Source organism: Glycomyces harbinensis, assembly GCF_900101745.1.
Classification (GTDB): Bacteria; Actinomycetota; Actinomycetes; order Mycobacteriales; family Micromonosporaceae; genus Glycomyces; species Glycomyces harbinensis.
Window position 1 is genome coordinate 246,903 of sequence record NZ_FNAD01000004.1, and the last position, 25,551, is coordinate 272,453.

24 protein-coding genes and 1 riboswitch are annotated in these 25,551 nt (G+C 70.9%); of the genes, 12 read left to right on the plus strand and 12 right to left on the minus strand.

Going from position 1 to position 25,551, the window contains the following annotated elements; genetic code table 11:
• The first annotated feature begins 102 nt into the window (after positions 1-102).
• Positions 103-1,137: a glycosyltransferase gene (locus tag BLQ63_RS09305; protein WP_091032290.1), complete on the plus strand. Its 1,035-nt coding sequence runs from the start codon at positions 103-105 to the stop codon at positions 1,135-1,137.
• An 83-nt stretch (positions 1,138-1,220) separates the two neighbouring features.
• On the opposite strand, the gene BLQ63_RS09310 is transcribed toward BLQ63_RS09305, so the two are convergent.
• From BLQ63_RS09310 to BLQ63_RS09340, 7 genes are all read right to left on the minus strand, one after another.
• Entirely contained in the window at positions 1,221-2,246 is a 1,026-nt protein-coding gene (locus tag BLQ63_RS09310; protein ID WP_091032293.1) for a GNAT family N-acetyltransferase, read from the minus strand.
• Between the two features lie 403 nt (positions 2,247-2,649).
• A complete protein-coding gene (gene thrC, locus BLQ63_RS09315) occupies positions 2,650-3,906 on the minus strand; it encodes a threonine synthase (protein WP_091032297.1) in 1,257 nt (418 codons plus the stop codon).
• 14 nt (positions 3,907-3,920) lie between these two features.
• Positions 3,921-4,038: riboswitch (SAM riboswitch) on the minus strand.
• 175 nt (positions 4,039-4,213) lie between these two features.
• The gene (folP, locus tag BLQ63_RS09320; protein WP_245680916.1) at positions 4,214-5,059 is read right to left on the minus strand and encodes a dihydropteroate synthase; all 846 of its coding nucleotides are present in this window, start codon (positions 5,057-5,059) and stop codon (positions 4,214-4,216) included.
• Positions 5,060-5,100: 41 nt separating this feature from the next.
• The gene (locus BLQ63_RS09325; RefSeq protein ID WP_091032303.1) at positions 5,101-6,189 is read right to left on the minus strand and encodes a hypothetical protein; all 1,089 of its coding nucleotides are present in this window, start codon (positions 6,187-6,189) and stop codon (positions 5,101-5,103) included.
• Between the two features lie 12 nt (positions 6,190-6,201).
• Positions 6,202-7,089, minus strand: coding sequence for an HAD family hydrolase (locus BLQ63_RS09330; protein WP_218125172.1), 888 nt, complete (start codon positions 7,087-7,089; stop codon positions 6,202-6,204).
• A gap of 241 nt (positions 7,090-7,330) precedes the next feature.
• On the minus strand, positions 7,331-8,485 hold the full coding sequence (locus BLQ63_RS09335) for a DUF5667 domain-containing protein (RefSeq protein ID WP_091032307.1): 1,155 nt from the start codon (positions 8,483-8,485) through the stop codon (positions 7,331-7,333).
• A 338-nt stretch (positions 8,486-8,823) separates the two neighbouring features.
• The gene (locus BLQ63_RS09340) at positions 8,824-9,618 is read right to left on the minus strand and encodes an ECF subfamily RNA polymerase sigma factor, BldN family (RefSeq protein ID WP_419774940.1); all 795 of its coding nucleotides are present in this window, start codon (positions 9,616-9,618) and stop codon (positions 8,824-8,826) included.
• 409 nt (positions 9,619-10,027) lie between these two features.
• Between BLQ63_RS09340 and BLQ63_RS09345 the strand changes: the two genes are divergently transcribed.
• From BLQ63_RS09345 to hemB, 6 genes are all read left to right on the plus strand, one after another.
• Positions 10,028-10,270, plus strand: a complete 243-nt coding sequence (locus tag BLQ63_RS09345; protein WP_091032311.1) for a glutaredoxin family protein — start codon at positions 10,028-10,030, stop codon at positions 10,268-10,270.
• Positions 10,271-10,627: 357 nt separating this feature from the next.
• Positions 10,628-11,377, plus strand: a complete 750-nt coding sequence (locus BLQ63_RS09350; RefSeq protein WP_091032314.1) for a redox-sensing transcriptional repressor Rex — start codon at positions 10,628-10,630, stop codon at positions 11,375-11,377.
• A complete protein-coding gene (locus BLQ63_RS09355) occupies positions 11,374-12,798 on the plus strand; it encodes a glutamyl-tRNA reductase (protein WP_091032317.1) in 1,425 nt (474 codons plus the stop codon). Before BLQ63_RS09350 ends, BLQ63_RS09355 begins: the two co-directional genes overlap by 4 nt.
• 39 nt (positions 12,799-12,837) lie before the next feature.
• The gene (gene hemC, locus BLQ63_RS09360; RefSeq protein WP_091032320.1) at positions 12,838-13,779 is read left to right on the plus strand and encodes a hydroxymethylbilane synthase; all 942 of its coding nucleotides are present in this window, start codon (positions 12,838-12,840) and stop codon (positions 13,777-13,779) included.
• Between the two features lie 35 nt (positions 13,780-13,814).
• Positions 13,815-15,395: a uroporphyrinogen-III synthase gene (locus BLQ63_RS09365; RefSeq protein WP_091032322.1), complete on the plus strand. Its 1,581-nt coding sequence runs from the start codon at positions 13,815-13,817 to the stop codon at positions 15,393-15,395.
• A gap of 22 nt (positions 15,396-15,417) precedes the next feature.
• A complete protein-coding gene (gene hemB / locus BLQ63_RS09370) occupies positions 15,418-16,404 on the plus strand; it encodes a porphobilinogen synthase (RefSeq protein WP_091032327.1) in 987 nt (328 codons plus the stop codon).
• On the opposite strand, the gene BLQ63_RS28320 is transcribed toward hemB, so the two are convergent.
• Genes BLQ63_RS28320 through BLQ63_RS09385 form a run of 4 tightly spaced genes read right to left on the minus strand, consistent with a single transcriptional unit; the run spans position 16,401 to position 17,890 of the window.
• A complete protein-coding gene (locus BLQ63_RS28320) occupies positions 16,401-16,571 on the minus strand; it encodes a type II toxin-antitoxin system VapB family antitoxin (protein WP_177154854.1) in 171 nt (56 codons plus the stop codon). The genes hemB and BLQ63_RS28320 overlap by 4 nt on opposite strands.
• A gap of 34 nt (positions 16,572-16,605) precedes the next feature.
• Positions 16,606-17,001: a type II toxin-antitoxin system VapC family toxin gene (locus BLQ63_RS09375; protein ID WP_091032330.1), complete on the minus strand. Its 396-nt coding sequence runs from the start codon at positions 16,999-17,001 to the stop codon at positions 16,606-16,608.
• Positions 16,998-17,234, minus strand: a complete 237-nt coding sequence (locus BLQ63_RS09380; RefSeq protein ID WP_091032334.1) for a FitA-like ribbon-helix-helix domain-containing protein — start codon at positions 17,232-17,234, stop codon at positions 16,998-17,000. Before BLQ63_RS09380 ends, BLQ63_RS09375 begins: the two co-directional genes overlap by 4 nt.
• 35 nt (positions 17,235-17,269) lie before the next feature.
• Entirely contained in the window at positions 17,270-17,890 is a 621-nt protein-coding gene (locus BLQ63_RS09385; protein WP_218125173.1) for a TetR/AcrR family transcriptional regulator, read from the minus strand.
• A 95-nt stretch (positions 17,891-17,985) separates the two neighbouring features.
• Between BLQ63_RS09385 and BLQ63_RS09390 the strand changes: the two genes are divergently transcribed.
• A complete protein-coding gene (locus tag BLQ63_RS09390; protein WP_091032338.1) occupies positions 17,986-20,169 on the plus strand; it encodes an MMPL family transporter in 2,184 nt (727 codons plus the stop codon).
• 17 nt (positions 20,170-20,186) lie between these two features.
• On the opposite strand, the gene BLQ63_RS09395 is transcribed toward BLQ63_RS09390, so the two are convergent.
• Entirely contained in the window at positions 20,187-21,242 is a 1,056-nt protein-coding gene (locus BLQ63_RS09395) for a UDP-N-acetylmuramate dehydrogenase (RefSeq protein WP_091032341.1), read from the minus strand.
• Between the two features lie 47 nt (positions 21,243-21,289).
• Here BLQ63_RS09395 and BLQ63_RS09400 point away from each other — a divergent pair, with 47 nt between their 5' ends.
• The 4 genes from BLQ63_RS09400 (at position 21,290) to amrB (ending at position 25,482) form a co-directional block, all read left to right on the plus strand.
• The gene (locus BLQ63_RS09400; RefSeq protein WP_091032344.1) at positions 21,290-22,036 is read left to right on the plus strand and encodes a hypothetical protein; all 747 of its coding nucleotides are present in this window, start codon (positions 21,290-21,292) and stop codon (positions 22,034-22,036) included.
• A gap of 243 nt (positions 22,037-22,279) precedes the next feature.
• Positions 22,280-23,374: an ABC transporter ATP-binding protein gene (locus BLQ63_RS09405; RefSeq protein WP_091032352.1), complete on the plus strand. Its 1,095-nt coding sequence runs from the start codon at positions 22,280-22,282 to the stop codon at positions 23,372-23,374.
• 150 nt (positions 23,375-23,524) lie between these two features.
• Entirely contained in the window at positions 23,525-24,649 is a 1,125-nt protein-coding gene (gene amrS, locus BLQ63_RS09410; protein WP_091032788.1) for an AmmeMemoRadiSam system radical SAM enzyme, read from the plus strand.
• Positions 24,650-24,675: 26 nt separating this feature from the next.
• On the plus strand, positions 24,676-25,482 hold the full coding sequence (amrB, locus tag BLQ63_RS09415) for an AmmeMemoRadiSam system protein B (protein WP_091032355.1): 807 nt from the start codon (positions 24,676-24,678) through the stop codon (positions 25,480-25,482).
• Positions 25,483-25,551: the final 69 nt, after the last annotated feature.

A 25,551-nucleotide genomic window follows, 5' to 3' on the forward strand; every position in this document is an offset into this window, starting at 1 on the left:
GGGACGGGCGTCGGTCCATTAAGCTCATGACGTCCACCCGGCGCCGGCGGGCCGACGCGGATCCGCGGGTGCCGAGGCCGCACGCCACCCAGAGGGTCCACGATGCGACTGACACGACTCGTTCCCGCGCCGCTGCGACGGCGCCTTCGCGCCGTCCTCCCCGCGAAGCCCCGCACACCGCCGGCGCCGCTGCACGTCATCGCCACCCGCCACGGGATCGGCGTCTTCGACGAGCAGTGGTTCGCCTACCGCCAGCTCATGCTCGAGCACCTGCCGCTCGCCTCGCTCGACGCCCAGACCTGCCGCGACTTCACGTGGGTCATCACCGTCGACCGCGACATGCCCCCGGTCGCGCGCCGCCGGCTCGACGAGCTGGCCGCGCCCCGCCCCTACATCCGCATCACCGAGACCGAGCTCAAACGCGACTTCGTCCCCGACCTCGTCCAGTGGGTCCGCGAAGAGGCGAGGGCCCGCGGGAAGCGCTGGGTCCTGACCACGCGGCTGGACGACGACGACGCGGTCGACCGCGGCCTGGTCGCGCGCCTGCACCAGGAGTCCGCCGCCTACCTCGCCGAGGGCCCGAAGGCGGCCGCGGTCCTCTCGCCCACCTTGGGCTGCAACTGGGTCCCGTCGAAGGCCGCGGGCCACCGGGCCTACCACCACAGCCCGTCGATCGGCCTGAGCCTGCTCGAGAAGGCCTCGGGCGCGACGACGGTCTACCGCGGCAACCACCGCACGCTCGCCCAGGGGCTCGCCCAGTGGGGCGTCAACGTCCGCCACCTCGACGGCCAGACCATGTGGTGGCTGTACGCCCACACCGGGCTGTCGCACATGCAGAGCGAAGGCAGCGACCGCATGGACAAGGTCGCCGGGCACCGGAACGGGTTCGCGCTCGACGCGGAGGCGCTGGCCCGCTTCGGCGTCACGCCCGAGGGCGCGCGGCTGCTGCGCGAGACCCCCGAGCCCGAACGCCGCGAATCGCTCCACCAGCTCAACAACCGCGGCCACGAACTCGAAGGCGAGATCGTGGCGCTGCGCGAGCGGATCGGGGAGGCGGACGCCGGCGAGGAGGTCCGCGAGCGCATCGCGGCGCTCCACGCGGAGCGCCGCCGCATGCACGAGCGCCTGGTCCGCTGAGGCGCGCCGTTCCGCGCGACGGCGACGGTCAGGGACTTACAGGACGCGCACGACGTCCCGTACGGCCTCGTCGATTCGGGCGCTCAGGCGATCTTCTTCTGGAACACGTGCTCCAGGCCCGCCAGGCGGTAGCCGACCGCTTCGTTGATGCTGATCATGTGCTCGTTGGAGACGGCGTTCCCGGTCCACACGCGCCGCATCTTCGGCCGCCACTCCCGCAGGCGTCGCTGGTTGGCGATCTTGAGGATCGTGCCGAGCCGGTGGCCGCGGAACCGAGGGTCGACGATGGTGTCGCCCTGGTAGGCGTGGTGCTCCTGGCCGCCTTCGACGACGAGCTCGGTGAACCCGGCGATCTCGCCGCTCTCCCGGTGCCGCGTCGCGGCCTGGAGGTGCAGCTCGCCCCTCTGGCGGCGCTGGCGCGCCCAGTCGAGGATGCGGTGGCGGTCGATGCTCGCCTCCTGGAGGTCCCACTCGCCCAGCGGCATGTCGGTGTACATGCGCGCGTGCAGGTAGGCCATCCCGTCGAGGAGCTCTTCGGGCGGCGCGCCCTCGAAGAGGACGAGTTCGAAGCCCTCGGCCCTGGTCCAGGCGTCTGCGAGGAGCCGGTCGAGCACGGCCTCGTCCACCCGGTCGAGGTCGCAGGCGCGCACGGCGCATTCGAGGGACAGCTTGAAGCCCTTGGCGACCGCGAAGTCCGCGCCGACGCGGCTGATCGGGGACTCGGGCGACTCGGGGAGGGACACCCACGTCGACAGCGTGGTGCGCCCTTCGGCGGCGGCGAGCTCTTCGGCGCGTCGCAGCAGGGCCGAGCCGACGCCGCGACGGCGCTCGTCGGGGTGGACGACGATGTTGAAGCCGGCCAGGTGCGTGTTGTCGAGGTCGGTGAACTGGAGGTCCAGGTCGCCGAGGACCCGGCCGTCGCAGACGGCGGCCCACCGCTCGTGGCGCGAGTCCTCGGTGCTGAGCACGAGGGACGTCAAGGGCCGCATCGGGTTCCACGGGCGCAGGCCGCCCGAGTCGCGGTTGCGCGCCGCTTCCTTGGCCGCCAGCCAGGACTGGACCAGCGCATGGTCGGAGGGGTCCACCGGGACGAGGTCGAAATGCGTCATGGACCCGAGTCTGGCGGAACGGTCCGACACTGACAAGCCGATTGCGTTGCGGCGGTGCGGGCACGGCGCGGCGCACACGCGACATTTCGGGAGTGTTTGGGCTGCGGCATTCAGGGAATACGCCGAATGAGAGCACAGTGGTCGGGAGACCGCAGCTCCTGACACCGGCTGGCGCTGCTCGACACGTTCTAGCCCCAGGACTCGCAGTCAACCGGGTGAGTGGCGACAGGACGGCTGCGGCCTCCCGCAAGAAGAATTCTTGCTCATTCAGTGAATACGGTCAAGACCCGAACTTCGCTTCTTTTTGTCGGGTACCCGACACAACCATTCACAACGGTCACGGTGAGTGATAATTTCGGGAGTTCGGCAAGCGTTTGACGAACTCCCGTTCCTCCACTCAGGATTACAGCAGTCCGGCTTCCTTCGCCGCTTTGAGCGACGGCTTCACCGTGTGCGTCGGCCCCACCAGCGACGACACCGCGTCCAAAGTCTTCAAGCCTTCACCGGTGTTGTAAATGACGGTCTCCGCCTCCGGGTCGAGCTGGCCCGACTCCAGCAGTTTACGGAGCGTAGCCACGACCACGCCGCCGGCCGTTTCGGCGAACACGCCGGTGGTCGCAGCGAGAAGCTTCACGCCTTCGCGGATCTCGTCGTCGGAAACCTTCGCCATCCCGCCGCCGGTCGAACGGCACGCCTCGATCGCGTAGGGCCCGGCCGCCGGGTCCCCGATGTTGAGGCTCTTGGCGATCCCCGTGGGCTTCACGGGCGTGATCACGTCGGTCCCGGCGCTGAAGGCGTCGGCGATCGGGCTGCACCCGGCCGACTGCGCGCCGAAGACCCGCACCTTCCCCGGCTCGGTCAGGCCGATCTCCGCCGACTCCTCGAAGGCCTTGTGGATCTTGGTGAGCAGCTCGCCGGACGCCATCGGCACCACGACCTGCTCGGGCAGCCGCCAGCCGAGCTGCTCGGCGACCTCGTACCCGAGGGTCTTGGAGCCCTCGGCGTAGTAGGGGCGGAGGTTGACGTTCACGAACGCCGTCGACTCGAACTCGTCGGTCTCGGTCAGCTCCGAGCACAGGCGGTTCACGTCGTCGTAGGAGCCCTGCACCGCGACCAGCTGGCCGCCGTAGATCGCCGACTGCACGATCTTGCCCGGCTCCAGGTCGTGGGGGATGAACACGATCGAGGGCACTCCGGCGCGGGCGGCGTGCGCGGCCACCGAGTTCGCCAGGTTGCCCGTCGAGGCGCACGCGAACCGGTCGAAACCGAGCTTGACGGCGGCCGAGAGCGCCGTGGAGACCACGCGGTCCTTGAACGAGTGGGTCGGGTTCGCGCTGTCGTCCTTGACCCAGAGCTTCCTCATGCCGAGGGCCTTGGCCAGGTGCTTCGCGTCGATGAGCGGGGTCAGTCCCGGGTTGAGGCTGACGCGGTCCTCGGGATTGACGCCGACCGGCAGGAGCGGCGCGTACCGCCAGATGTTCTGCGGACCGGCCTCGATCTGCTCGCGCGTGACCTTCGCCAGCTCACCGAGGTCGTAGTCGACCTCGAGCGGGCCCCAACACTGCCAACAGGCGTGCTGGGCGATCAGGTCGTAGGTGGCGTCGCAGCTGCGGCAGACCAGGCCTTTGGCGGGACTGTCGGCAAAGAGAGCATTGGACATACGAGAAGGCTCCTCCCTCATCTTCCCCGCGAATGCGGGCCGGAATTGGCACCTGCCGCTGCGCCTCGGAAGGCGGATCGGTGGTTGCCGCAGCGTCGCAGGGCCGGACCCCTCAGCTGCTCTGGATGAAGTACGAGCCGAATGCTACGGGTGTGCCGTGTGAAACCGCAACACGCGTTCCAGGTTTCGAGACGAGCTCACAGTCCCACCGCTCCGATCGGGAAGCTCCGATCAGGCAGGTCACGGTCGCACCGCAGGCCCGCGCCGCCGCCATCTGTCGTTGATCTGTCAGAACGGTGAGCGGCGATCAGAGCGCGGACCGGGTCGCGAGCCACACCGCGCGCGCGTCCGCCGTGCCGGCCACGTCGTGCACCCGCACGCCCCACGCGCCCGACGCGAACGCCAGCATCGAGGTCGCCAGCGTCGCCGCCTCCCGCTGCCCCACCGGGCGCGGCTTGCCGCTCTCGTCCTCCAGGAGCCTCCCGAGGTACGACTTGCGCGAGGACGCGAACAGCACCGGGAAGCCCAGCGCCACGAACTCGTCCAGGTGCGCCGACAGCCGCCAGTTGTGCTCGGCCGACTTCGCGAACCCGATGCCCGGGTCCAGGATCAGCCGCTCGCGGTCCACACCGGAGTCCAGCGCCGCCTCGACCCGGTCCTCCAGCTCCGCCTTCACGTCGGCGACCACGTTCTCGTAGTGCGCCAGCCGCTGCATGTCCGCCGAATGGCCCCGCCAGTGCATGAGCACCCAGCGCACGCCCGTGTCGGCCACGACCCGCGCCATGTCCGGGTCGGCCAGGCCGCCCGAGACGTCGTTGACGACCGTCGCGCCCGCCTCGATCGCCGCGGCGGCCACGGCCGCCCGGGTCGTGTCGATCGAGACCGCCAGGCCCCGTTCGGCGAGCGCCGCGATCACGTCGACCACGCGCGCGGTCTCGGTCGCGGCGTCGACCCGCTCGGCCCCGGGCCGCGTCGACTCGCCGCCGACGTCGATGAAGTCGGCGCCGTCGGCGGCCATCTGCTCGCCGTGCGCGACCGCGTCGCCGAAGTCGAGGTACCGTCCGCCGTCGGAGAACGAGTCGGGGGTGATGTTCAGAATCCCGATGATCTGCGGGCGGGCCGGCCCCGGAGCGCTTGCGTGCGGCGTAGTCACGGCATCGACGTTACCCGCGCCCGGCGCGCGAACGCCTCGCATTAAGCCAGGTCCGTGAGGTCAAGCACGTGCCACACCAACAGGTCGCCGGTCCCGGTGGACCACCACAGCCGCCGCGAATCCGCACCGGCCTGCCCCGCGGCCGAGGCCACCAGGTAGTCCGCTCCCGCTTCGAGGTCGAACAGCGTCACGACCAGACCGTCCCCGGCCGAGGCCGAGCGAGCGGCGAGCGGCTCGAAGCGGTCGACGAGTCCCACATCGGGGGACACGGCCGACGTGAAGCCCTCCGCGACCGTCACCCGGTCCGTCCCGTCCGGACGGACGAGGTCGATGCGCGCCCCGTCCTCGGCGTTCACGATCAGGCGGCACCACGTCGCCGAGCACAGCGTCAGCTCCTCGGACCCGGCGAACACCTTGACGCCCGCGCCCGTGTCGGTGCGCACCAGCTGCGCCCCGCCCAGCGAGTCCGAGCCGGCGCTCGCCAGCCACGGCCACGCGGCGGCCTGCCACGCGCCGGCGTGCCCGACGACCTCGACCTCGCCGCCGTCCACGCTGATCGAGCGGTGCTCGGTGACGAGCGATGCGGTGCGGGCGGTCGACAGCCAGTGCAGGCCCTCGGCCGCGAACTGGAGGTCGAAGGCGCCGCCGGAGGCGATCACGTCGCCGGTGTCGGCGGTCAGGAGCGCCGCCTCCCCGGGGGCGCCGCCGGGGCCGCGCTCGGCCGTCCACAGCTGCGAGACCACCCGGCCCTGATCGTCGGGAACCGAAGCGATCCAAGCGAAACGGTCATCGGTGGCGGCCGCCGCGATGACCCCCGGGACGGCGTCGGGCTCGGCCACCGGCGTGGCCGCGGCGTTCCCGTCCCCGTCCTGGGCGACGTAGAGCAGGCTCCCGGCCTCGTCGGTGCCGAGCATCGCCGGAGGCTCCTGGTCGAGGTCGAGCAGCGGCGTCCACGCCCGCCCGTCGATCAGGCCGGGCCAGTCGACCGGCGCGGCGTCCCACGTCTCCCACACCGTCGGCGGGGCCTCGGGGACCGCCGCGGTCTCGGGCCGCTCGGGGGAGGGCCAGACGAGCCAGGCCACGGCGAGCGCCGCCGTGCCGGCGAGGGTGAGCCGCTGCGCGGTATCCATGCGCCCGGTTCGTCAGTCCCGGTCGCGGGACTTGTACAGGTACAGCAGTCCGGCGCCGACGCCTGCGGCGGCCGCCGTCGGCAGCGCCAGCTTCGCGGCGCGGCGACCGCGCCGGTAGTCCAGGACCGGCCACCCGTGGTGGCGGGCCTGGCGGGCGAGGCGCGAGTCCGGGTTGACCGCGATCGCGCGCCCGACCTTGCGCAGCATCGGCAGGTCGTTCGCCGAGTCCGAGTAGGCCGTGCACTGCTCCAGGTCCAGGCCGCGCTCGGCCGCGAGCTGGGCGATGCCGTCGGCCTTGGCGGGACCGTGCATGAGGTCGCCGACGAGCCGGCCGGTGTAGCAGCCGTCCTCGATCTCGGCGATCGTGCCGAGCGCCCCGGTCAGGCCCAGGCGCGAGGCGATGACCCCGGCGAGCTCGACGGGGCTGGCGGTGACGAGCCAGACCTCCTGGTCGGTCTCCATGTGGCGTTCGGCCAGGCGGCGGACGGGCGCGAGGATGCGCGGCGAGATGTCGCGGTCGACGACCTCCTCGCACAGGGCCCGCATCTCGTCGACCGGGAACCCGGCCACGAGTTCGAGCGCGGAGGTCTTCACCGAGGAGATCTCCCCGTGGAGCTCCTTGCCCTGGAACTTGAACCGGGCCTGCTTCCAGGCGAAGTTGAAGATGTGCTTGGCGGAGAGCACTCCGTGCTTGGCGAGCGCGCGGGCCAGCCAGTACGTGGCGGCGCCGTGCATGAGGGTGTTGTCGACATCGAAGAACGCGGCCGAGGGGACGTGGGCGGAATCGTCGTCGAACCGGTGGTCCACGACGACGGAGTGGGCGCGGGCACTGCCGCCGACCCGCACAGCAGTTGAACGGGATGTGGCGGAGGCGCTGGAGGAAGCCTCGATCTCTGACACCCTAAAAGCCTACAAGCCTCAGGCAGACGGCCTGTAACGCCAGGACGCGAGCCCGGTGAATTTCCAGTGTGGGACCAGTTACGTCCGATCCGCTTCCCTGGGAGGCGATGCGAGGTTTCCGGCCCCCGCGACGGCGATGGGCCGGGTCGCTCTTCAGCTCCCCGGCCCGTACTCCGCACTCGTACCCCGCGCGCCCGCCCCACGTGAACGGCCGGCGCCAGGCGGTGTTCACCGACCCCGGCTAGTCGAACAGGTCCGAGATGATGCCCGTCAGATCGCCGAGCGCGTCGTCGTCTTCTTCGGCTCCGGCGGTCTCGCCGCCGGTCGCCGGGTCGCTCGCGCCGCCGGTGCTCGGCTCCGAGGCCGGAGCGCTCGTCTCCTCCGACTCGCTCGCGCCGCTCGTGGCGTCCGGCTCCTGCGAACCCTCCGCCTCGCCGCCGCCCTGCGTACCGCCGGACTCGGCGCCCTCGGTGCCGCCCGGCTCCGCCGGAGTCGACGAGTCGACCGCGCCCTGGGCGCACGCGCCCGGGACCGGACCGAGCTCGTCGCTCGCGCCGCCCGGGTCGGTGCAGTCCAGCGCCCCGCGCAGCTCGACCGAGCGCGTCGCGGCCGCCTCCAGCACCGAGACCAGCGTCTCGCCGGACTCCAGCGCGTCGCCGTCGAGGCCGGACACCAGGTCCTCCAGGACCCACCGGTGCTCGTTGGTGAACAGGTCCACATAGTCCAGCGGCGACGGGTCCTCGCCCGCGACCGCGAGCTCGCCCAGCAGCTTCGTGCCGCTGCGCAGCTCCGCAGCGGCGTCGTTCAGGGCGCTGGCGACCGCCTGGTCGTCACCGCCGCCGCTGACGGCGGCGGCCTCTTCGATGCGGGTGCGCGCGAACTCCAGGTACAGCTGCGCCTTGCCGAGGTCGTTGCCCGCCAACGCGAGCTGCGCGCGCTCGGTGGAGCGCTTGAACTCGTACAGCGTCTCGCCCGGCAGCGCGTCGCCCGAGGCCGCGGAGACCCCGGAGATCGCGACGGTGCCCGTCAGCAGCGCCGCGACGATCGCGAGGCGCCTGCCGCCGCGGGGGCGGCGCGGGAACATGTCGTCGAGCACCGGCGCGCGCCTGGTTTCGGGCACCGCGGCGCTGGCCCGGTGCCGGGCGGTCACGCCGATGCCCTCTTCGGAGGCGACGGCCATGAGCCGTCTTCTTGTGGCGTCGTGCCATTCGCGCGACGGCCGGCTGGCGTTGACGAGCTGCTCGCCGAGGCCGCCGAGCCGATCGGTGACTCCGACGAGTTCGGCGAACGCCTCCGCTGAGTCGCCCGATGCGTCGACGCCGCGGCGCCTGTGAGGGAGGGTGGGTCCGTCGGAGTCAAGCAGCCGCGCGAATTCCTCCGCGCGACGGCGCTCCATAGGGTTCAATGTCACCTGGCACACCCCCTCTCACTGCATGGATCCTGCTCCTGTACTGAGAACAACGCACGAGTAGCCCCTGAGGTTACGGTTCGCCGCGAACCTTGCGATGCAGACCACTTCGTCCGCGTCGCGGTGGGGTGTCGCGGCGGTATCGGGCCTATGAGCGGCCCTGACCTGGCAGTGCCGATCCGCGCGGGGGAGGCCCCGGCTGACCGGTGATCGCGAACTCGCGGGGCGGGCGCCCCGCGAGGCCGATCCTGGACGGGTTCTTGTCGGGTTCCCGGCAGCGGCCTGGGCCGCCGGGAAGGGGTCGTAGGGATGACTGGAGGCAAGCCTCAGCCTCGGAAGCCGTCCGGGAGCAGCCGGGCGAGGGTGCGCACGGCGCGGTACTGGAGCGCCTTCACCGCCCCCTCGTTCTTGCCCATGGTGCGCGCGGTCTCGGCGACGGTGAACCCCTGGAGGAACCGCAGGACGATGCACTCCTGCTGGTCGGGGTTGAGCTTCTTCACCGCGGTGAGGAGCGTGGCGTTGGTCAGCTTCTCCAGCGCGGCGGTCTCGGGGGAGGTCGAGGGGTCGGAGTCCTTCTCGTCCGCGCCGAGCACGTCCGGCTTGACGATCTCCAGCCGGTAGCGGCCCGATTTGAAGTGGTCCACCACGAGGTTGCGGGCGATCGTCACCAGCCAGGCCCCGAAGGCCCTGCCCTGCCACGTGAAGCTGGAGATGCGACGCAGGGCGCGCAGGAACGTCTCGGACGCGAGGTCCTCCGCCAGCTGGGCGTTGTTCACCCGGAAGTAGATGTAGCGGTACACCGTGTCGGAATAGCGGTCGTAGATCTCCCCGAACGCGCTCGGGTCGCCGTCTTGAGCGCGCGCCACCAGGTCGGCGACCTCGTCGCCGTCGGCCTGGTCGGGCCCGGAGGACTCGGGGGCGGCGTGCATCCCGGCCGCGCCTCCGGCGCCCGCGGCCTCGGGGCCCGGGCGTACCTGGTGCTGTTCGGCGGTGCCGGTGTCGAGGCTCAGTACCGTCCACACGGCCTGCTTGAGGCGCTCGAAGGTCGGAGCCGGGAGTCGGGACAGGGCCTCGGCGAAGGCGCTGCCGGTCGGGAAGGGGGCGAAATCTGTTGTGAGCAGTACCGAATGCTGGCCGGCGAGCAGGCTTGGCGACGCTTGCGAGCCAAAAATCCGGCCAGCCGAGTTCGGTGCAATACCGGGCACTAGTGGCCTCCTCGTCTGAGGGGTCGGGCCGAGTCATGCGATCGGGTCCCGCAGGGACTGACCCGCCTGAGTCTAGAAATCAGGAGGGCTTCACCGGCGGATTTGCGATCGGCGTGTCGCGCTCGGTGACGGCTTCGGCCGGATCGATGTCGGCGCTCGCTCGGTGCGCCGGCGTACCCTTCGTTCCGGGGGCGGAATCCCACCATTACCTCCCCATATGTTCGGAGGTCCGCGTTCGCGGACTCGTTCTGGCTCAATAGTGATCGAGGAATGACGGAGGGTGTCGCACAAGCTGTGCGATCTTCCCGGACCCGGAGGGAGCAGGGTGAACAGGTTGACGTTGCTGACTACAAGGGAGTGCCACCTGTGCGAGGCGGCGCGCGCCGACCTCGACCGGGTGGCCCGTGAAACGGGCGTCGCCTGGGCGGAAGTCGACGTCGCCGACGACGCAGCGTTGGCGCGCGAATACGGCGACCGGCTTCCGGTCGTGCTCCTGGACGGCCGCGAACACGGCTACTGGGACGTGGACGTGCCGCGTCTGAAGAAGGACCTCGCCGCCGGCGCGTGAACCCCCGAACGGGTGAACGGCCGCGTCCGAGGGGTCCGGCGGCAACCTCGCGTTCGCCGCGAGAGCACGCGTTCGACACGACACGCAGAAAAATCCGTGATTAACGGGCATCGGCGGATTTTTGGTGCAAAATCAATCCGGACGGCGGCTCGCCGGGGATCACTGGAGTATCGGTACAGCTGGGCTTCGCCCAGTGTTACGGGGGTGTACCGCACCAGCCTCGCGAGCCGCCGAGTCCTTTCCCCCGGTCGCCGCCCTGTTAGCGCTGCCTGTGCGAGCCCATCCTTCGGCCACCTCCTAAGCTGAGTGACGCGCCGGTGAACATGGCGCGACACCTGCGGACCTGGAGTTCCACCATTGACGACCACCGGCGAAGGCACTGACCGCGAGGCCCCTCCCGGCGCGCCCGCGACGGCGGCCGACCTCCCCGCCGCGACCGTCCGGCGCCTGCCCGAGTACCTGCGCGCGCTCGGCACGCTCTCCGAGGCCGGGGTCGAGACCGTCTCCTCCGAGACCCTCGCGGCCGCGACCGGCGTCAACTCCGCGATGCTCCGCAAGGACCTCTCGCAGCTGGGGGCCTCGGGGATGCGCGGCGTCGGCTACAACGTGGCCGCCCTCGCCGCCTTCATCGCCGGTGTGCTGGGACTCACGAAGGACTCCCGCGTGGCCATCATCGGCCTGGGCCACTTGGGACAAGCCCTGGCCCGATACCCCGGATTCTCCGAACGCGGCTTCGACATCGTTGGCCTCTTCGACGCGGACGCGGGCATCATAGGGAAGGATCTCGACGGCATCCGGGTGCGCGACGTGGCGCTCCTGGCGCGGGCCGTACGTGACGAAGGCATCAACATAGGGGTCATCGCCACACCCGGCGCGGCCGCCCAACACGTGGCCGACCTTCTCGTAGATGCTGGTGTCACAAGCATTCTCAACTTCGCGCCGTGCGTACTCGCCGTGCCGCAGGGCGTGGCGGTCCGCAAGGTCGACCTGGCCGTCGAGCTGCAGATCCTCTCTTTCCACGAACACCACAAGACGCTCGGCCGGGACGACCCGCAGCAAGCGGCGGTCAACGTCAAGAAACGTTCAGAGACGGGAACGGTGAAGTGAACCTCCTGGTAGTCGGCATCTCGCATCGCAGTGCCGCGGTCGAGACCCTGGAACGGCTCGCGATCGGCCCCGAAGCCGCCGCCCGCCTCTCCCGCGCCCTGCTGCGCGGCGGCGAGGTCCGTGAAGCAGTGGTCCTCTCGACCTGCAACCGCGTCGAGGTCTACGCGACTGCCGCCACGTTCCACGGCGGCCTGGCCGCCGTCGTCGACGAACTCCACCAGGCATGGGGCCTCACCGAGCATGAGGCCGCGCTCGACTTCGCCTCCTTCGGCTACGTGCGCCACGGCGCCGACGCCGTCGCCCACGCCTTCCGCGTCGCCGCCGGCCTCGACTCCATGGTCGCCGGCGAGCCCCAGATCCTCGGCCAGCTGCGCGACGCCTACGAGGGCGCGCGCGAGGCCGACCAGGTCGGACGCCACCTCCACGAGCTGTTCCAGCAGGCCCTGCGCGTGGGCAAGCGCGTCCACGCCGAGACCGACGTCGACGCCGCCGCGCCCTCGGTCGTCACCGCCGCCCTCGACCTCGCCGAGGCCGAGCTCGGCCGCGCCGGACTCGCCGGCCTGGCCGCCGCGCGCGCCGCCGTCGTCGGCGCCGGCGCGATGGGCTCCCTGGCCACCGCGACCCTCGCCCGCGCGGGCGTCAAGACCCTCGCCGTCGCCAACCGCGACCGCGACAAGGCCGAGCGCCTCGCCGCCGAATGGGGCGCCGAGGCCGCCGACTACCACGACCTCGCCGGGCTCGCGGCCGACGTCGACCTGCTGGTGTGCGCGACCGCCTCGACCGAGCCGGTCCTGCGCGCCGTCCACCTCGAAGGCCGCACCGAGCCGCTCGTCGTGTGCGACCTCGCGCTGCCCAAGGACGTCGCCGACGACGTCGCCGACCTCCCGGGCGTCAGCGTCATCGGCATCGCCCAGATGCAGCGCGCCGAGACCGTCGGCGCCGCCACCGAGACCCTCGCCGCCGTCGAGGCCCTCCTCGCCGAGGAGATCGAGGCCTACAACGAGAGCCTGCGCGCCGACGCCGTCACCCCCACCGTCGCCGCCCTGCGGTCCGCCGCCGCCGACATCGTCGACGCCGAGCTCTCGCGCGTCGCCCGCCGCGGCGACTTCACCGACGACCAGCGCGCCGAGGTCGCCCGCACCGTCCACCGCGTGGTCCAGCGGCTCCTCCACGAGCCGACGGTCCGCGTCCGCGAGCTCGCCGGCCAGCCCGGCGCGCCCGACTACGCCCGCGCCCTGCGCGACCTGTTCGCCCTCGACACCCCCTCGGTCGCCGAGGGCGCCGATCTCGCCGAGGCGCTGAAGGTCAGCCCCGAGCCGGTCGCCGACCTGGCGGCCGCCTACGAGCGCGCGGCCGTCGAGTCGCTGAAGGCGTGCCCGCTGGGCGCCGACTCCTCGCCCGCCGCCCCAACGCAGCCGTGAGGGCGAGCGCCCTCGCAGCATGAAGAAAGGGAGTCACCTGTGATCCGTGTCGGGACCAGGGGATCGAAGCTCGCACTCGCGCAGAGCGGGATGGTCGCGGACGCGATCCGCCGCGCCACGGGCGAGGAGGTCGAGCTCGTGGAGATCAAGACCACAGGGGACGGGACCACGGTGCCCGTGGCCCAGCTCGGGGTCGGCGTCTTCGTCAACCAGCTGCGCGAGGCGCTCGAGAGCGAGGCGATCGACATCGCCGTGCACTCCTACAAAGACCTGCCGACCGCGCAGCCCGAGCACCTCGTGGTGTTCGTGCCCCCGCGCGAGGACCCGCGCGACGTGCTCATCGCCTCGGGCGGGCGCACCCTCTCCGACCTGGGGCCGGGCGCGAAGATCGGGACGGGTTCGCCCCGGCGCATCAGCCAGCTGGAGGCCCTGGGCCGCGGCTTCGAGTGCGTGCCGATCCGCGGCAACATCGACACCCGCATCGGCCGCGTCGGCGACGACCTCGACGGGGTGATCCTCGCGGCCGCCGGCCTCAAGCGGGTCGCCCGTCAGGGGGAAGTCACCGAGTACCTGGACCCCCTGGTGATGCTTCCCGCTCCCGCACAAGGGGCATTGGCGGTCGAATGCCGCAAAGCCGACATGACAACTGCGCTGATCTCAAGTAAGCTCAACGACCGGTACTCACAGGCCGCCGTCGCCGCCGAACGCGCACTTCTGCAACGACTCGAAGCCGGATGCAGCGCTCCTGTCGCCGCACTCGCCGATGTCGCCGAAAGCGCCGAACCCGGAGAGGTCGACCTGTATCTGCGCGGCGCCGTCGGTGCCTTGGACGGTTCCGTCGTCGAACGGCTCTCGACCACTGCCGCTCTTCCCGACACGGGCGAGGCGGGCACCGCCGACCTGGTCGAACGCGCCGCCGCCGTGGGGCGGGCCCTCGCCGAGGACCTGCTCGAAGTCGGCGCCGAGCAACTATTGAAATAACCCGCAAGCCTCAGACGACTGTTGATGGAGAGAACATGACCAGTGCCCGTAAGCCGGTGGGCCGCGTACGTTTCGTCGGGACCGGCCCAGGCGACCCGGGACTGCTGACCAAGCGCGCTCTCGACGCGATCGTCGAGGCCGACCGGATCTACTACGACCGGTCGCTGCCCCAGTCGCTCATCGAGGCCGCCAAGGAACTCACCGGAGACGAGACCAAGCTCAAGCTGATCGAGTCCTCCCCGAGCGACCAGGGCAAGCTCATGGCCGCCGCCGCGCGCGAGGGCGAGCACATCACGCGCCTCATCGTCGGCGACGCCTACCCGAACCGCCTCGCGAAGGCCGAGATCAAGGCCGCCTCGGCCGAGCGGGCGCGCTTCGAGGTCATCCCGGGCATGAGCCACGCGCAGGCCGTCGCGGTCTACGCCGGCATGCCCCCCGGGGAGATCCGCACCGTCATCGACATCGACGACATCGCCGCGGTCGAGCCGCTCATGATCGCCGACGCGATCAAGCGCGGCTCGCTCACCGTCACCGCCGACGTCTCCGACCTCTCTTCGCTGCGCGACATCCTGCTCGCGGGCGGCGTCTCCGGCGAGACCGCCGTGGCCGTCACCGGCGACGCGACCGGCGAGACCGAGTACACCACCACGTCCTCTGTGGACACCTTCGTGGAGGCGGCCCTCGGCTACGCCGGGCAGGTCGTGCTCACCATCGGCCCCGGCGTCGACGACCGCCACGAGCTCGCCTGGTGGGAGGGGCGCCCGCTGTACGGCTGGAAGGTCCTCATCCCGCGCACCAAGGAGCAGGCCGGCATCATGTCCGAGCGCCTGCGCGCCTACGGCGCGATCCCGTGCGAGGTCCCGACGATCGCCGTCGAGCCGCCGCGCACGCCCGCCCAGATGGAGCGGGCGATCAAGGGCCTGGTCGACGGCCGCTACGCGTGGATCGTCTTCACCAGCCAGAACTCCGTGAAGGCCATCTGGGAGAAGTTCAAGGAGCACGGCCTCGACGCCCGCGCCTTCGGCGGCCTGCGCATCGCCTGCATCGGCGAGGCGACCGCGGACGCCGTGCGCGAGTTCGGGATCGAGCCCGAGCTCATCCCCACCGGCCAGCAGTCCTCCGAGGGCCTCCTCGAGGTCTTCCCGCCGCACGACCCGATCCTCGACATGGTCGGCCGGGTGCTCTTGCCGCGCGCCGACATCGCGACCGAGACGCTCGTGCAGGGCCTGTCCGAGCGCGGCTGGGAGGTCGACGACGTCACCGCCTACCGCACCGTGCGCGCCTCGCCGCCGGCCGCCGACATCCGCGACGCGATCAAGTCCGGCGGGTTCGACGCCGTCCTGTTCACCTCGTCCTCGACGGTGCGCAACCTCGTCGGCATCGCCGGCAAGCCGCACCAGCGGACCGTCGTGGCCTGCATCGGCCCGGCGACCGCCGACACCGCCACCGAGTTCGGGCTGCGCGTCGACGCCAAGCCCGACAACGCCTCGGTGCCCGACCTCATCGAGGCCCTCGCCGAGTACGCCACGGAGCTCAAGCAGCGCCTGGCCGAAGGCCCGATCAAGACCCGCCGCGGACAGAAGGTCCAGGGCCCCACGGCCCTCAGGTTCCGCTAGAGACTGAGAGGAAGTGGCCGCAGTGCCGAACAGCTCCGAATTCCCGGTGATCCGACCGCGGAGGCTGCGACGCACTGCGGCCCTTCGCCGTCTCGTCGCCGAGACGCGCGTCCACCCGGCCGACCTGGTGCTGCCGATCTTCGTCAAGGAGGGTCTGCGCGAACCGGTCGAGATCACCTCGATGCCGGGGGTCTACCAGCACACTGTGGACTCGGTCCGCAAGCTCGCCGTCGAGGCGGCGCGGGCGGGCATCGGCGGGCTCATGCCCTTCGGGGTCCCGGCGGTGCGCGACGCGACCGGTTCGGCCGCAACCGATCCGGACGGCATCCTCAACGTCGCCATGCGGGCGATCCGCGAGGAGGTCGGCGACGACCTCGTGGTCGTCCCGGACCTGTGCCTGGACGAGTTCACCGACCACGGCCACTGCGGCGTCCTGCGCGAGGACGGCACCGTGGACAACGACGCCTCGCTCGTGCGGTACGCCGAGATGGGCCTCGCCCTGGCCGAATCGGGAGCGGACCTGCTCGGCGCCTCGGGGATGATGGACGGCCAGATCGGCTATGTCCGTGCGGCCCTGGACGAAGCGGGCCACACCGACACGGGCCTGCTGGCGTACGCGGCGAAGTACGCGAGCGCGTTCTACGGCCCGTTCCGCGAGGCGGTCGAGAGCCAGCTCCAGGGCGACCGGCGCACGTACCAGCAGGACGGGGCGAACGCGACGGAAGCGCTGCACGAGATCGACCTGGACATCGAGCAGGGCGCCGACATCGTGATGGTGAAGCCGGCGCTGCCGTACCTGGACATCGTGCGGGCGGCGGCCGAGCGGAGCCCCGTTCCCGTTGCGGCCTACCACATCAGCGGCGAATACTCCCAGCTCGTGGCGGCGGCGGAGAAGGGCTGGATCGACAAGGAAGCGGCGATCCTGGAGTCCCTCACCAGCATCAAGCGGGCGGGTGCGGGCATCATCGCTACCTACACGGCCCTCGAAGCGGCGGCAATGCTCCGCTAGCCCTCGGAAGCCCGGGAAGCCGCGATGGCGATCCGAAGCGATCGGTTGGTCGCTTCCGTTCGCGTGTCCACGCCGAGCTCTCGCATCGCTTCTTGAAGCAGCGCTTCATCGACCGACTTGTTGAGGTCGGCCATGCGGTCGAAGTCGAAGAGGCCTTCGTCGGCCATCCTCCGCAGGTTCTCCCATGCCGCCCTGGCTTGCTCAGTCACGGAGGTCCCGTATCTCGCAGCGAATCCCGGGTACGCCCGCGAACTTCTTGTCAAGAGTCGCGAGCGGCATGTCGAGGTATTCCGCGAGTGCGGCGAACACGGCATCGTAGGGCCACATGTCGTGTCGCAGTTCCCAGACTCGGCGCATCAACGGTGCATGGTCGAACCTTCGCAGGTTCGTGCGGTCGAGCAGTTCGATGGCGCTCTCGGCTACATCTCCGGGGACCCTGCCTCCGAGCACGAGCCCGCGCAGCACTGAAGCGCACTCGAGGTCGATTGCGTAAGGCGCGGCAACCGCAGTGTCGGACACGGCTTCCCGAACACGGAGACCGACGTCGTCTCGAACGAGCAGGAACTCGATCATCGCCGAGGTGTCGAGAACGATCACTGGCGCGCCTGCCGCATGTCCTCGATGGCGGTGAGGACGTCATCGGTGGTGACATTGGCTCGGCTGGCGAGTCGGTCCGCTTCGCGTGCGGCTTGCTCGATGCTGAGCGCGTATGCCTCGCGGTCGAGGAGATCGCGGATGTACGCCTGGAGCGACTGCCGCTTGGCTGCAGCGCGGACCTTCAGTGCGGAGAGCGTCTCCTCGGAGACTTCGCGGACACTGAGATCAGTCATGAATGCTTTATATCTCTCATGAATGCGAAATGCTTTCAATTTCCGATGCTTGAGGCGAGGTAGGCGCGTAGCGCCGCCTTCGTCTCGTTGACCACTGCGGGCAGCTCCTGCTCGCTTGCGGCCATGATCATCGGGAGCAGGCCTCTGAAGAGGTGGACTGCTACCGCTGCGGTGCGGGTGCGTCTTTCCGCGTCGAGGCCCGGGGTCCTCTTCTCCAGGATCTGGTCGAGCCTTTCGAACATGAGCTTCTGGGCCGGGCGCTTCGCGCTGGCCAGCTCCGCCGACAGGTGCGGATCGGACAGCAGCGCGTAGTAGCCCGGGTTCGCCCGGTCGAAGGCCACAATCGGGTCGATGATGCGGTCCAGCATCTCCTCCAGCGGCAGCCCGGCCACCGACAGGTCGAAGGCCTCCCCGTGGGCCTCGCGCAGCCGCTTCACGTACCGCTCCATGAGCGCGTCGGCGATCGCTTCCTTGTTCTTGAAGAACTGGTACAGCGTCCCCGGCGACGCCCCGGCCGCCGCCGCTATCGCGTTCGTACTCGTCTTCGCGTACCCCTGCGCCGCGAAGACCTCCGATGCCGCGTCCAGCAGCTCCGCCATGCGCTTCTCGCCTCGGGCCTGGCGTTTGCGGACCGGCTTCGCCGTGTCGTCGGTCACTGGGCACTCCTCGGTCTTGTTAATGCGAGTAATAGCTCGTATTTTTATTTACGAGTGCTCACTCGTATTTCAGTCTACGTCGGTCGGGAGACCCCATGACCACCACCGCACCGCCGCTCGCGCCACCCGATGCCGCCATGCTCCGCCTCGGCCGCTTCACCTACCGCCGCAGGCGGTCCGTCCTCGTCACGGCCCTGCTGCTCCTCATCGCCGCCGGCCTCGTCGGCTCCGGGACCATGAACGCCCTCGTCCTCTCCCGCTACGAGGCCCCCGGCTCGGAGTCGATCGTCGCCGGCGACGAACTCGAGGAACGCTTCGACGTCGGCTCGGCCAACTTCCTCCTCCTGGTCACCGCCGCCGACGGGAACGTGGACTCCGCCGCCAGCGCCGAGGCCGGTGCCGCGCTCGCCGCCGAGCTGGCCGCGCTCGACGACGTCGGCCGCGTCGACGCCTACTGGGACACCGCCTCGCCGGCCCTCCGCAGCGAGGACGGCTCGCAGGCGCTCATCACCGCCCACGTCCCCGGCGACGTCACCACCGTCCGCGAGGACGTCCTGCCGGGCCTGAAGGACACCTTCACCCGCGACGACGGCGCGCTCAGCGTCGCCGTCGGCGGTTCCGACGAGCTGTTCCGCGAGGTCGCCCAGATCGCCCGCGAGGACTTCCTCCTCGCCGAGGCCATCGTCATCCCCGGGCTCCTGATCCTGCTCATCGTCCTCTACCGCAGGCCGGTCGCCGCGCTCCTCACCGTCGGCACGGGCCTGTTCGCGCTCGCGGTCTCCTTGGCCGCCTTGCGGTTCGTGGCCGCCGCGACCGAGGTCTCCACGTTCGCCGCCAACCTCGTCCTCGTGATGAGCATGGGCCTGGCGGTGGACTACTGCCTGTTCATCGTCAACCGCTACCGCGAGGAGTCCGCCCTGCACGAGCGGGCCGAGGCCGTCGCTCGCACCGTCGCCAGCGCCGGCCGCACCGTCGTCTTCAGCGCCGTCACCGCGGCCGCGAGCCTGTCGGTGCTGCTGCTCATGCCGTTCCCGTTCCTGCGCTCCTTCGGCTACGCGGGGATCATCGTGCCCGCCGCGGCCGTGCTCGGCGCGGTCGTGGTCCTCCCTGCGGCCCTGGCGGTCTGGGGTCACCGGGTGGAGCGCCGCCGCCCGGTGCGGCCAGTCGAGCAGGGCGGCTGGTTCCGGCTCGCGACCGCGGTCATGCGCCGCCCGGTCCTGTGGGGCACCGCCGCGCTGCTCCTCGTCCTGACGCTCGCCTCGCCGCTCACCGGGGTCCGCTTCGGCGTGCCCGACGAGCGCTCGCTCCCCGAGGACGCCGCGAGCCGGATCGTCACCGACCAGATCACCACCGGATTCGCCGCCGAGGAGACCGATGCCATGCAGGTGCTGGTCGACGGCGCCGACGACGCGGGCCTCGCCGCCTACGCCGCCGAACTGTCCATGGTGGACGGCATCGCGCAGGTCGACTCCGCCGCGGGCCGATTCGCCGACGGCCAGTCCGTCGCCCCCGGCGACCCCGAGCGCTTCGCCCGCGACGGCGAGGGCACGTGGCTGTCCGCGGTCCCCACGGTCGACGCGATGCGCGGCGACCCCTACGGGCTCGTCGAGGACGTCCGCGCCGTCGAGGCGCCCTTCGACGTCGCCGTCACCGGCTACCCCGCCGACCTCGCCGACTTCCGCGACGCACTGCTCGACCGGCTCCCCCTGGTGATCGGCCTCATCGTCCTGATCACCTTCGTGATCCTGTTCCTCATGACCGGCAGCGTCATCGCGCCGGTCAAGGCCACCATCCTCAACGGACTGTCGATGTCGGCCATGTTCGGCGCCCTCGTCTGGGTCTTCCAGGACGGGAACCTCTCGGGCCTGATCGGCTTCACCCCGCAGGGCTCGTTCGAACTGAGCGTCCCCATCCTCATGTTCTGCGTCGCCTACGGCCTGTCCATGGACTACGAGATCTTCATGCTCGCGCGCATCAAGGAGGAGTACGACCGCACCGGCGACCGGCTCGGCTCGATCGCGGTCGGGCTCCAGCGCTCGGCCCCGCTCGTGACCGCCGCGGCCCTGGTCCTGGCGCTGACGTTCGCGGTCTACGCCACCGGCGACGTCGTGCTGCTCCAGATGCTCGGCCTCGGCATGGCGCTCGCGGTCGTCGTGGACGCCACCGTGATCCGCGGGATCCTGCTCCCGTCGCTGATGCGCCTGACCGGCCGCGTCAACTGGTGGGCCCCGGCGCCCCTGCGGCGCCTCCACGAGCGGATCGGCCTGCGCGAGCACTGAAGCCCGCGAGACCCGGGCTAGAGCACCATCACCGGTTCGGGATGCAGCTCGACGCCGAACTCGCGCTCGACCTTGCCGGCCACTTCGTCGGCGAGGTCGAGCAGTTCGGCGGTCGTCGCCCCGCCCCGGTTCGTCAGCGCCAGCGTGTGCTTCGTGGACAGTCCCACGTTGCCCCGCCTGTAGCCCTTGGCGAACCCGGCCGCGCCGATGAGCCAGGCCGCCGAGACCTTCACGAGGCCCTCGCCCGCCGGCCAGTGCGGCGGCTCGCCGCCCGCCCGCTCCGCGATGCCGTGCAGCACCGCCTCGCCGACGATCGGGTTGGTGAAGAACGAACCGGCGCTCCACGTGTCGTGGTCGGCCGCATCGAGGACCATGCCCTTGCCGCGGCGCAGCTCCACGACCGCCTCACGGGCCGCCGCGAGCGGCACCCGCTCGCCGACTTCCGTGCCGAGGCGCCTGGCCAGCTCCGCGTACGCCACCGGCTGCGACAGCCCGCTCTCGGCCAGGCGGAAGTCCACACTCAACACCAGATACCGGCTCGAATGCTTGAACACGCTGTGGCGGTACGCGAAACCGCACTCATCGGGAGCCCAGTCGCGAATGTCCCCGGCCTCGCGGTCGAAGACCTTCACGGCCGCGATCGTCTGGGACACCTCCTGGCCGTACGCGCCCACGTTCTGGATCGGCGTCGCACCGGCCGAACCGGGGATGCCGCTGAGGCATTCGACGCCGGAGAACCCCTCGGCGACCGTCCACGCGACGAACTCGTCCCAGACCTGCCCGGCCTGGACCCGGACGACCCCGCCGCCCACGTGCTCGATGCCGCCGCCGCGCAGCAGCACCACCGTCCCGTCGAAGCCCGCATCGCCGATCACGACGTTGCTGCCCCCGGCGAGCACCAGCGTCGGGCCCTGGGCCTCGCGCAGCGCCGCCACCGCCTCGGACCAGTCGCGCGTCTCGACCAGCTCGCGGGCCGGGCCGCCGAGCCGCAGCGTCGTGTGGCCGCTGAGCGGTTTGCCGGGAATCCGACCGTCGTCGCCGTTCTCGCTCGGGCGTGGGCTGGCGTCTGTCACGCCGAAAAGCCTAAGCTTTACGCAGGCTACGAGGAACGGCGGTCACCATGGCTAAGCTGCGCATCACCGACTACCTCACGGAACTGAAGACCGAGGCCGCCGGGCTGCGCTCCATCTGCGGGCCCGACGTGCTCGACCGCGTCGCCCCCTCCCGGCCCGACACCACCGTCGCCGGCCTCCTCCTCGAACTCGCCCACCTCTACCGGTGGGCCGTCGACGCGATGTTCACCCCGCCCACCGACGACCGCGACCTGCCCGAACCGGCTCCGCTCACCGCCGAGGGCCCGGCCGTCCTCGACGCCTTCGACCAGTCGCTCGCCGCCGTGCTCGACGCCGTCGAGACCCGCGGCCCCGACGCCCCCGCCTGGACCTGGGCCCCCGTGGAATGGCGCGCCGAGTTCTGGCACCGCCGCACCGCCGTCGCCACCGGACTGGCCCGCTGGGACGCCCAGATGGCCGTCGGCGCGACCGCGCCCGTCCCCGTCGCCCTCGCCGCCGAGACGATCGCCGAGGTCTTCGAGGCGTTCATCCCCTCCGGCGCCCGCCGCGGCGCCTACCCCGAGGCGACCGGGCTCGTGCAGCTGTTCGCCCAGGACGCCGACGCGTCCTGGTTCGTGCGGCTGCGGGAGGGCCGCGTCGCCCTGCTCGACCAGCCCGACGCGCGCGCCGAGCTCCAGGCCCGCGCCGCCGGCTCGGCCTCCGACATCGCGCTGGCCCTGTGGGGGCGGCTGCCGTTCGGCATCTGCGACGTCGTCGGCGACGAGTCCCTGCTGCAGGCCGTGAGGGTCGTCTAGGGCCCTTCCGGGACCGGATAACGTTTCGGTAAACCTTGCAGGGAAATCGGACAAACGTTCGGCCCCTACTTGGCAAAGGTTCTCCGGCGACGCTAGGCTCGCCTCACGAGTCGCGATGCTCACATCGCGACTCGCATCGCAGCGCAGGGCCGCGCCGACATCGATGTGGTCCGACCTGTGGTGACAACCCGCCTTTTACCACGGATCGTCTGGCACGTGCCTGCCAGTGAAAGGGAACACATCATGGCGACAGTGACCTATTCGGGTGCCACCCGGATCTACCCGGGGACCGAGAAGCCGGCCGTCGACAAGCTCGACATCGAGATCAACGACGGCGAATTCCTCGTCCTCGTCGGTCCCTCCGGCTGCGGCAAGTCGACCTCCCTGCGCATGCTCGCAGGTCTCGAGGAAGTCGACGAAGGCTCGATCTTCATCAACGACACCGACGTGTCGAACCTCCCCCCCAAGTCCCGCGACATCGCGATGGTCTTCCAGAACTACGCGCTCTACCCGCACATGTCCGTCTTCGACAACATGGCGTTCGCCCTCAAGCTGCGCCGCATGCCGAAGGCCGAGATCAAGCAGCGCGTGGAAGACGCCGCGAAGCTCCTGGACCTCTCGGAGTACCTGGGCCGCAAGCCCAAGGCCCTCTCCGGCGGCCAGCGCCAGCGTGTCGCCATGGGCCGCGCGATCGTGCGCGAGCCGCAGGTGTTCCTCATGGACGAGCCGCTGTCGAACCTCGACGCCAAGCTCCGCGTCCAGACCCGTTCGCAGATCGCCTCGCTCCAGAAGCGCCTGGGCATCACCACCGTCTACGTCACCCACGACCAGGTCGAGGCGCTGACGATGGGCCACCGCATCGCGGTCATGAAGGACGGCCTGCTGCAGCAGTGCGACACGCCGCGCACCCTGTACGACAAGCCGAAGAACACCTTCGTCGCGGGCTTCATCGGCTCCCCGGCCATGAACCTCAAGACCGTGAGCCTGACCGAGTCCGGCGGCCTGTTCGGCGAGGTGACCCTCCCGCTCTCGCGCGAGGTCCGCGACGCCGCGACCCAGGACGGCGGTGACCAGCAGGTCACCATCGGCATCCGCCCCGAGCACTGCAAGCTCGGCACGGAGACCTCCGGCGGCATCCCGATCGAGGTCGACCTCGTCGAGGAGCTCGGCTCGGAGGCCTACGTCTACGGCCACGCCGCGTACAACGGCTCTTCGGAGCGCTTCGTCGTGCGCACCGAGTCGGCCCACGTGCCGCGCCTGGCCGAGACCGTCTACGTGGTGCCGGAGCCGGGCCACGAGCACGTCTTCCACGCCGCCACCGGCGAGCGTCTGAACTAGTACGGCGACCGGGCCCCCGCGGCCCGGCAGCCTCGGCTTCACCTCGGAGGGCCGCGCTTCGGCGCGGCCCTCCTCGCTTTTTCGTGCTTTTCCGTACTGGGGCGCTTACCGAAACGCAGCGGCAATCCGCTTAGCGCTACCGTTGTGCGTATGGCCGCCCTCACCCCCAGTAGGCCTCGAGTCGAAGGCGCCGACGCATTCACCGTCGGCACCGCCTACGGCCGCGCCCTGGACGACGGGCGCATCGAGTGCACGGTGTGCCCGCGGGCGTGCCGCCTGCGGGAGGGCCAGCGCGGCCTGTGCTTCGTGCGGGCCCGCGAAGGCGACCAGATCGTCCTGACCTCCTACGGCAGATCCTCCGGATTCTGCATCGACCCCATCGAGAAGAAACCGCTCAACCACTTCCTTCCGGGCACGCCGGTGCTCTCCTTCGGCACGGCCGGGTGCAATCTCGCGTGCCGGTTCTGCCAGAACTGGGACATCTCCAAGTCCCGCGAGATCGACACGCTCGCAGCGCAGGCGGGTCCCGACCAGCTCGCCGCGACGGCCAAGCGCTTGGGCTGCAAGTCCATCGCGTTCACCTACAACGATCCGACGGTGTTCCTGGAGTACGCGTCGGACTGCGCCGCGGCGGCCCGCGAGGCCGGGCTCAAGGCCGTGGCGGTCTCGGCCGGGTACATCAACCCCGCTGCGCGCCAGGAGCTCTACGCCAACATGGACGCGGCGAACATCGACCTCAAGGGCTTCACCGAGGCGTTCTACGAGAAGGTGGCCTTCGCTTCATTGAGGACGGTCCTCGACACCCTCGAGTACCTCGTGCACGAGACTGGCGTCTGGACCGAGATCACGACGCTCCTCATCCCGGGGCACAACGACTCGGACGCGGAGATCGCGGACGAGTGCGCGTGGATCGCCGAGCACCTGGGGGACGGGGTGCCGCTGCATTTCACGGCGTTCCATCCCGACTTCAAGATGCGCGACGTGCCGCCGACGCCCCCGGCGACGCTGCGCCGGGCGCGGAGCATAGCGCTGGAGGCCGGGCTCAAGTACGTCTATACCGGGAACGTCCACGATCGGGTGGGGCAGACGACCACCTGCACTTGTGGCGAAGCCCTCATAGTGCGCGATTGGTACCGAATTGACCGTTATGCAGTGTCGGATAGCGGACAGTGCGGTAGTTGCGGCGCGCGCGTTCCCGGCGTTTTCGAGGGACCGGCGGGAGACTGGGGTCCCAAGCGGCAACCGATCCGCATCGCCGCACCGTCACTCAGATAATAGGAACCACCACCGGAAGACCTGCGATGCCATCGATCACTTCAGAGACAGTGCGGCCCCCAGCGGTCGCCGGCCGGTTCTACCCGGCCGACCCGAACCGGCTGCGCGACGACATCGCGCAGCTCATCGACAATGTCGGCCCCGTGAGCGAACCGCTCGCGGCGGCCTACATCGTGCCGCACGCCGGATACCGCTACTCCGGCCCCGTCGCCGCCGAGGTCTACGCCCGCCTCGCCGCGCACCGGGGAAAGATCAAGCGCGTGGTGCTCGTGGGACCCTCCCACCACTACCCGCTGCGCGGGCACGCCGCCGCGCCGTACACCGCCTGGCAGACCCCGCTCGGGCAGGTGCGGGCCGCGCCGACCAACGTGGTCGGCTCCTCGCGGCTGCCGCACGAGGCCGAGCACTCGCTCGAAGTGCAGCTGCCGTTCCTCCAGGTCGCCCTGGGCGAGGACATCGAGGTGACGCCGGTGGCGTGCGGCATGAGCCAGGCGCCGGACACCGCCCGGATGATCGCCGCGCTCCTGGACGAGGCCGGCGAGGAGACCGTCCTGGTGTGCTCGACGGACCTGTCGCACTTCCACGACCAGGCGACCGCCGAACGCATCGACGCCGCGACCGCGCAGGCGATCAAGAGCCTGCGCCCGCGCGAGATCGCCGCGCAGCACGCCTGCGGCGTGTTCGCGCTGCGTGGCACCGTGGCCTGGGCCGACGCGACGGGCCGCAGGCCGCGCCAACTCGCCCTGGCGACCTCGGCGGACACGGTCGGCTCCCCCGAACGGGTGGTCGGCTACCCGGCGTTCGCGATCGACTTCCCGGGAGTCGCCGAATAGCGCCGCCCGACTGTCGGACCCCCGGGGCACCCTTGTGATCGGGGGTGCCGGCGCACGACGCGCCCGAGC

Bases quoted from the DNA above. Each gene is read 5' to 3' on its own strand.
- BLQ63_RS09380 (WP_091032334.1), bottom strand. From the start codon at position 17,234: ATGACTGATCTCAGTGTCCGCGAAGTCTCCGAGGAGACGCTCTCCGCA.
- BLQ63_RS09305 (WP_091032290.1), top strand. From the start codon at position 103: ATGCGACTGACACGACTCGTTCCCGCGCCGCTGCGACGGCGCCTTCGC.
- amrB (WP_091032355.1), top strand. From the start codon at position 24,676: ATGCCATCGATCACTTCAGAGACAGTGCGGCCCCCAGCGGTCGCCGGC.
- BLQ63_RS09365 (WP_091032322.1), top strand. From the start codon at position 13,815: ATGACCAGTGCCCGTAAGCCGGTGGGCCGCGTACGTTTCGTCGGGACC.
- BLQ63_RS09405 (WP_091032352.1), top strand. From the start codon at position 22,280: ATGGCGACAGTGACCTATTCGGGTGCCACCCGGATCTACCCGGGGACC.
- BLQ63_RS09400 (WP_091032344.1), top strand. From the start codon at position 21,290: ATGGCTAAGCTGCGCATCACCGACTACCTCACGGAACTGAAGACCGAG.
- BLQ63_RS09390 (WP_091032338.1), top strand. From the start codon at position 17,986: ATGACCACCACCGCACCGCCGCTCGCGCCACCCGATGCCGCCATGCTC.
- BLQ63_RS09325 (WP_091032303.1), bottom strand. From the start codon at position 6,189: ATGGATACCGCGCAGCGGCTCACCCTCGCCGGCACGGCGGCGCTCGCC.
- BLQ63_RS09310 (WP_091032293.1), bottom strand. From the start codon at position 2,246: ATGACGCATTTCGACCTCGTCCCGGTGGACCCCTCCGACCATGCGCTG.
- BLQ63_RS09335 (WP_091032307.1), bottom strand. From the start codon at position 8,485: ATGGAGCGCCGTCGCGCGGAGGAATTCGCGCGGCTGCTTGACTCCGAC.
- thrC (WP_091032297.1), bottom strand. From the start codon at position 3,906: ATGTCCAATGCTCTCTTTGCCGACAGTCCCGCCAAAGGCCTGGTCTGC.
- BLQ63_RS28320 (WP_177154854.1), bottom strand. From the start codon at position 16,571: ATGGCCGACGAAGGCCTCTTCGACTTCGACCGCATGGCCGACCTCAAC.
- amrS (WP_091032788.1), top strand. From the start codon at position 23,525: ATGGCCGCCCTCACCCCCAGTAGGCCTCGAGTCGAAGGCGCCGACGCA.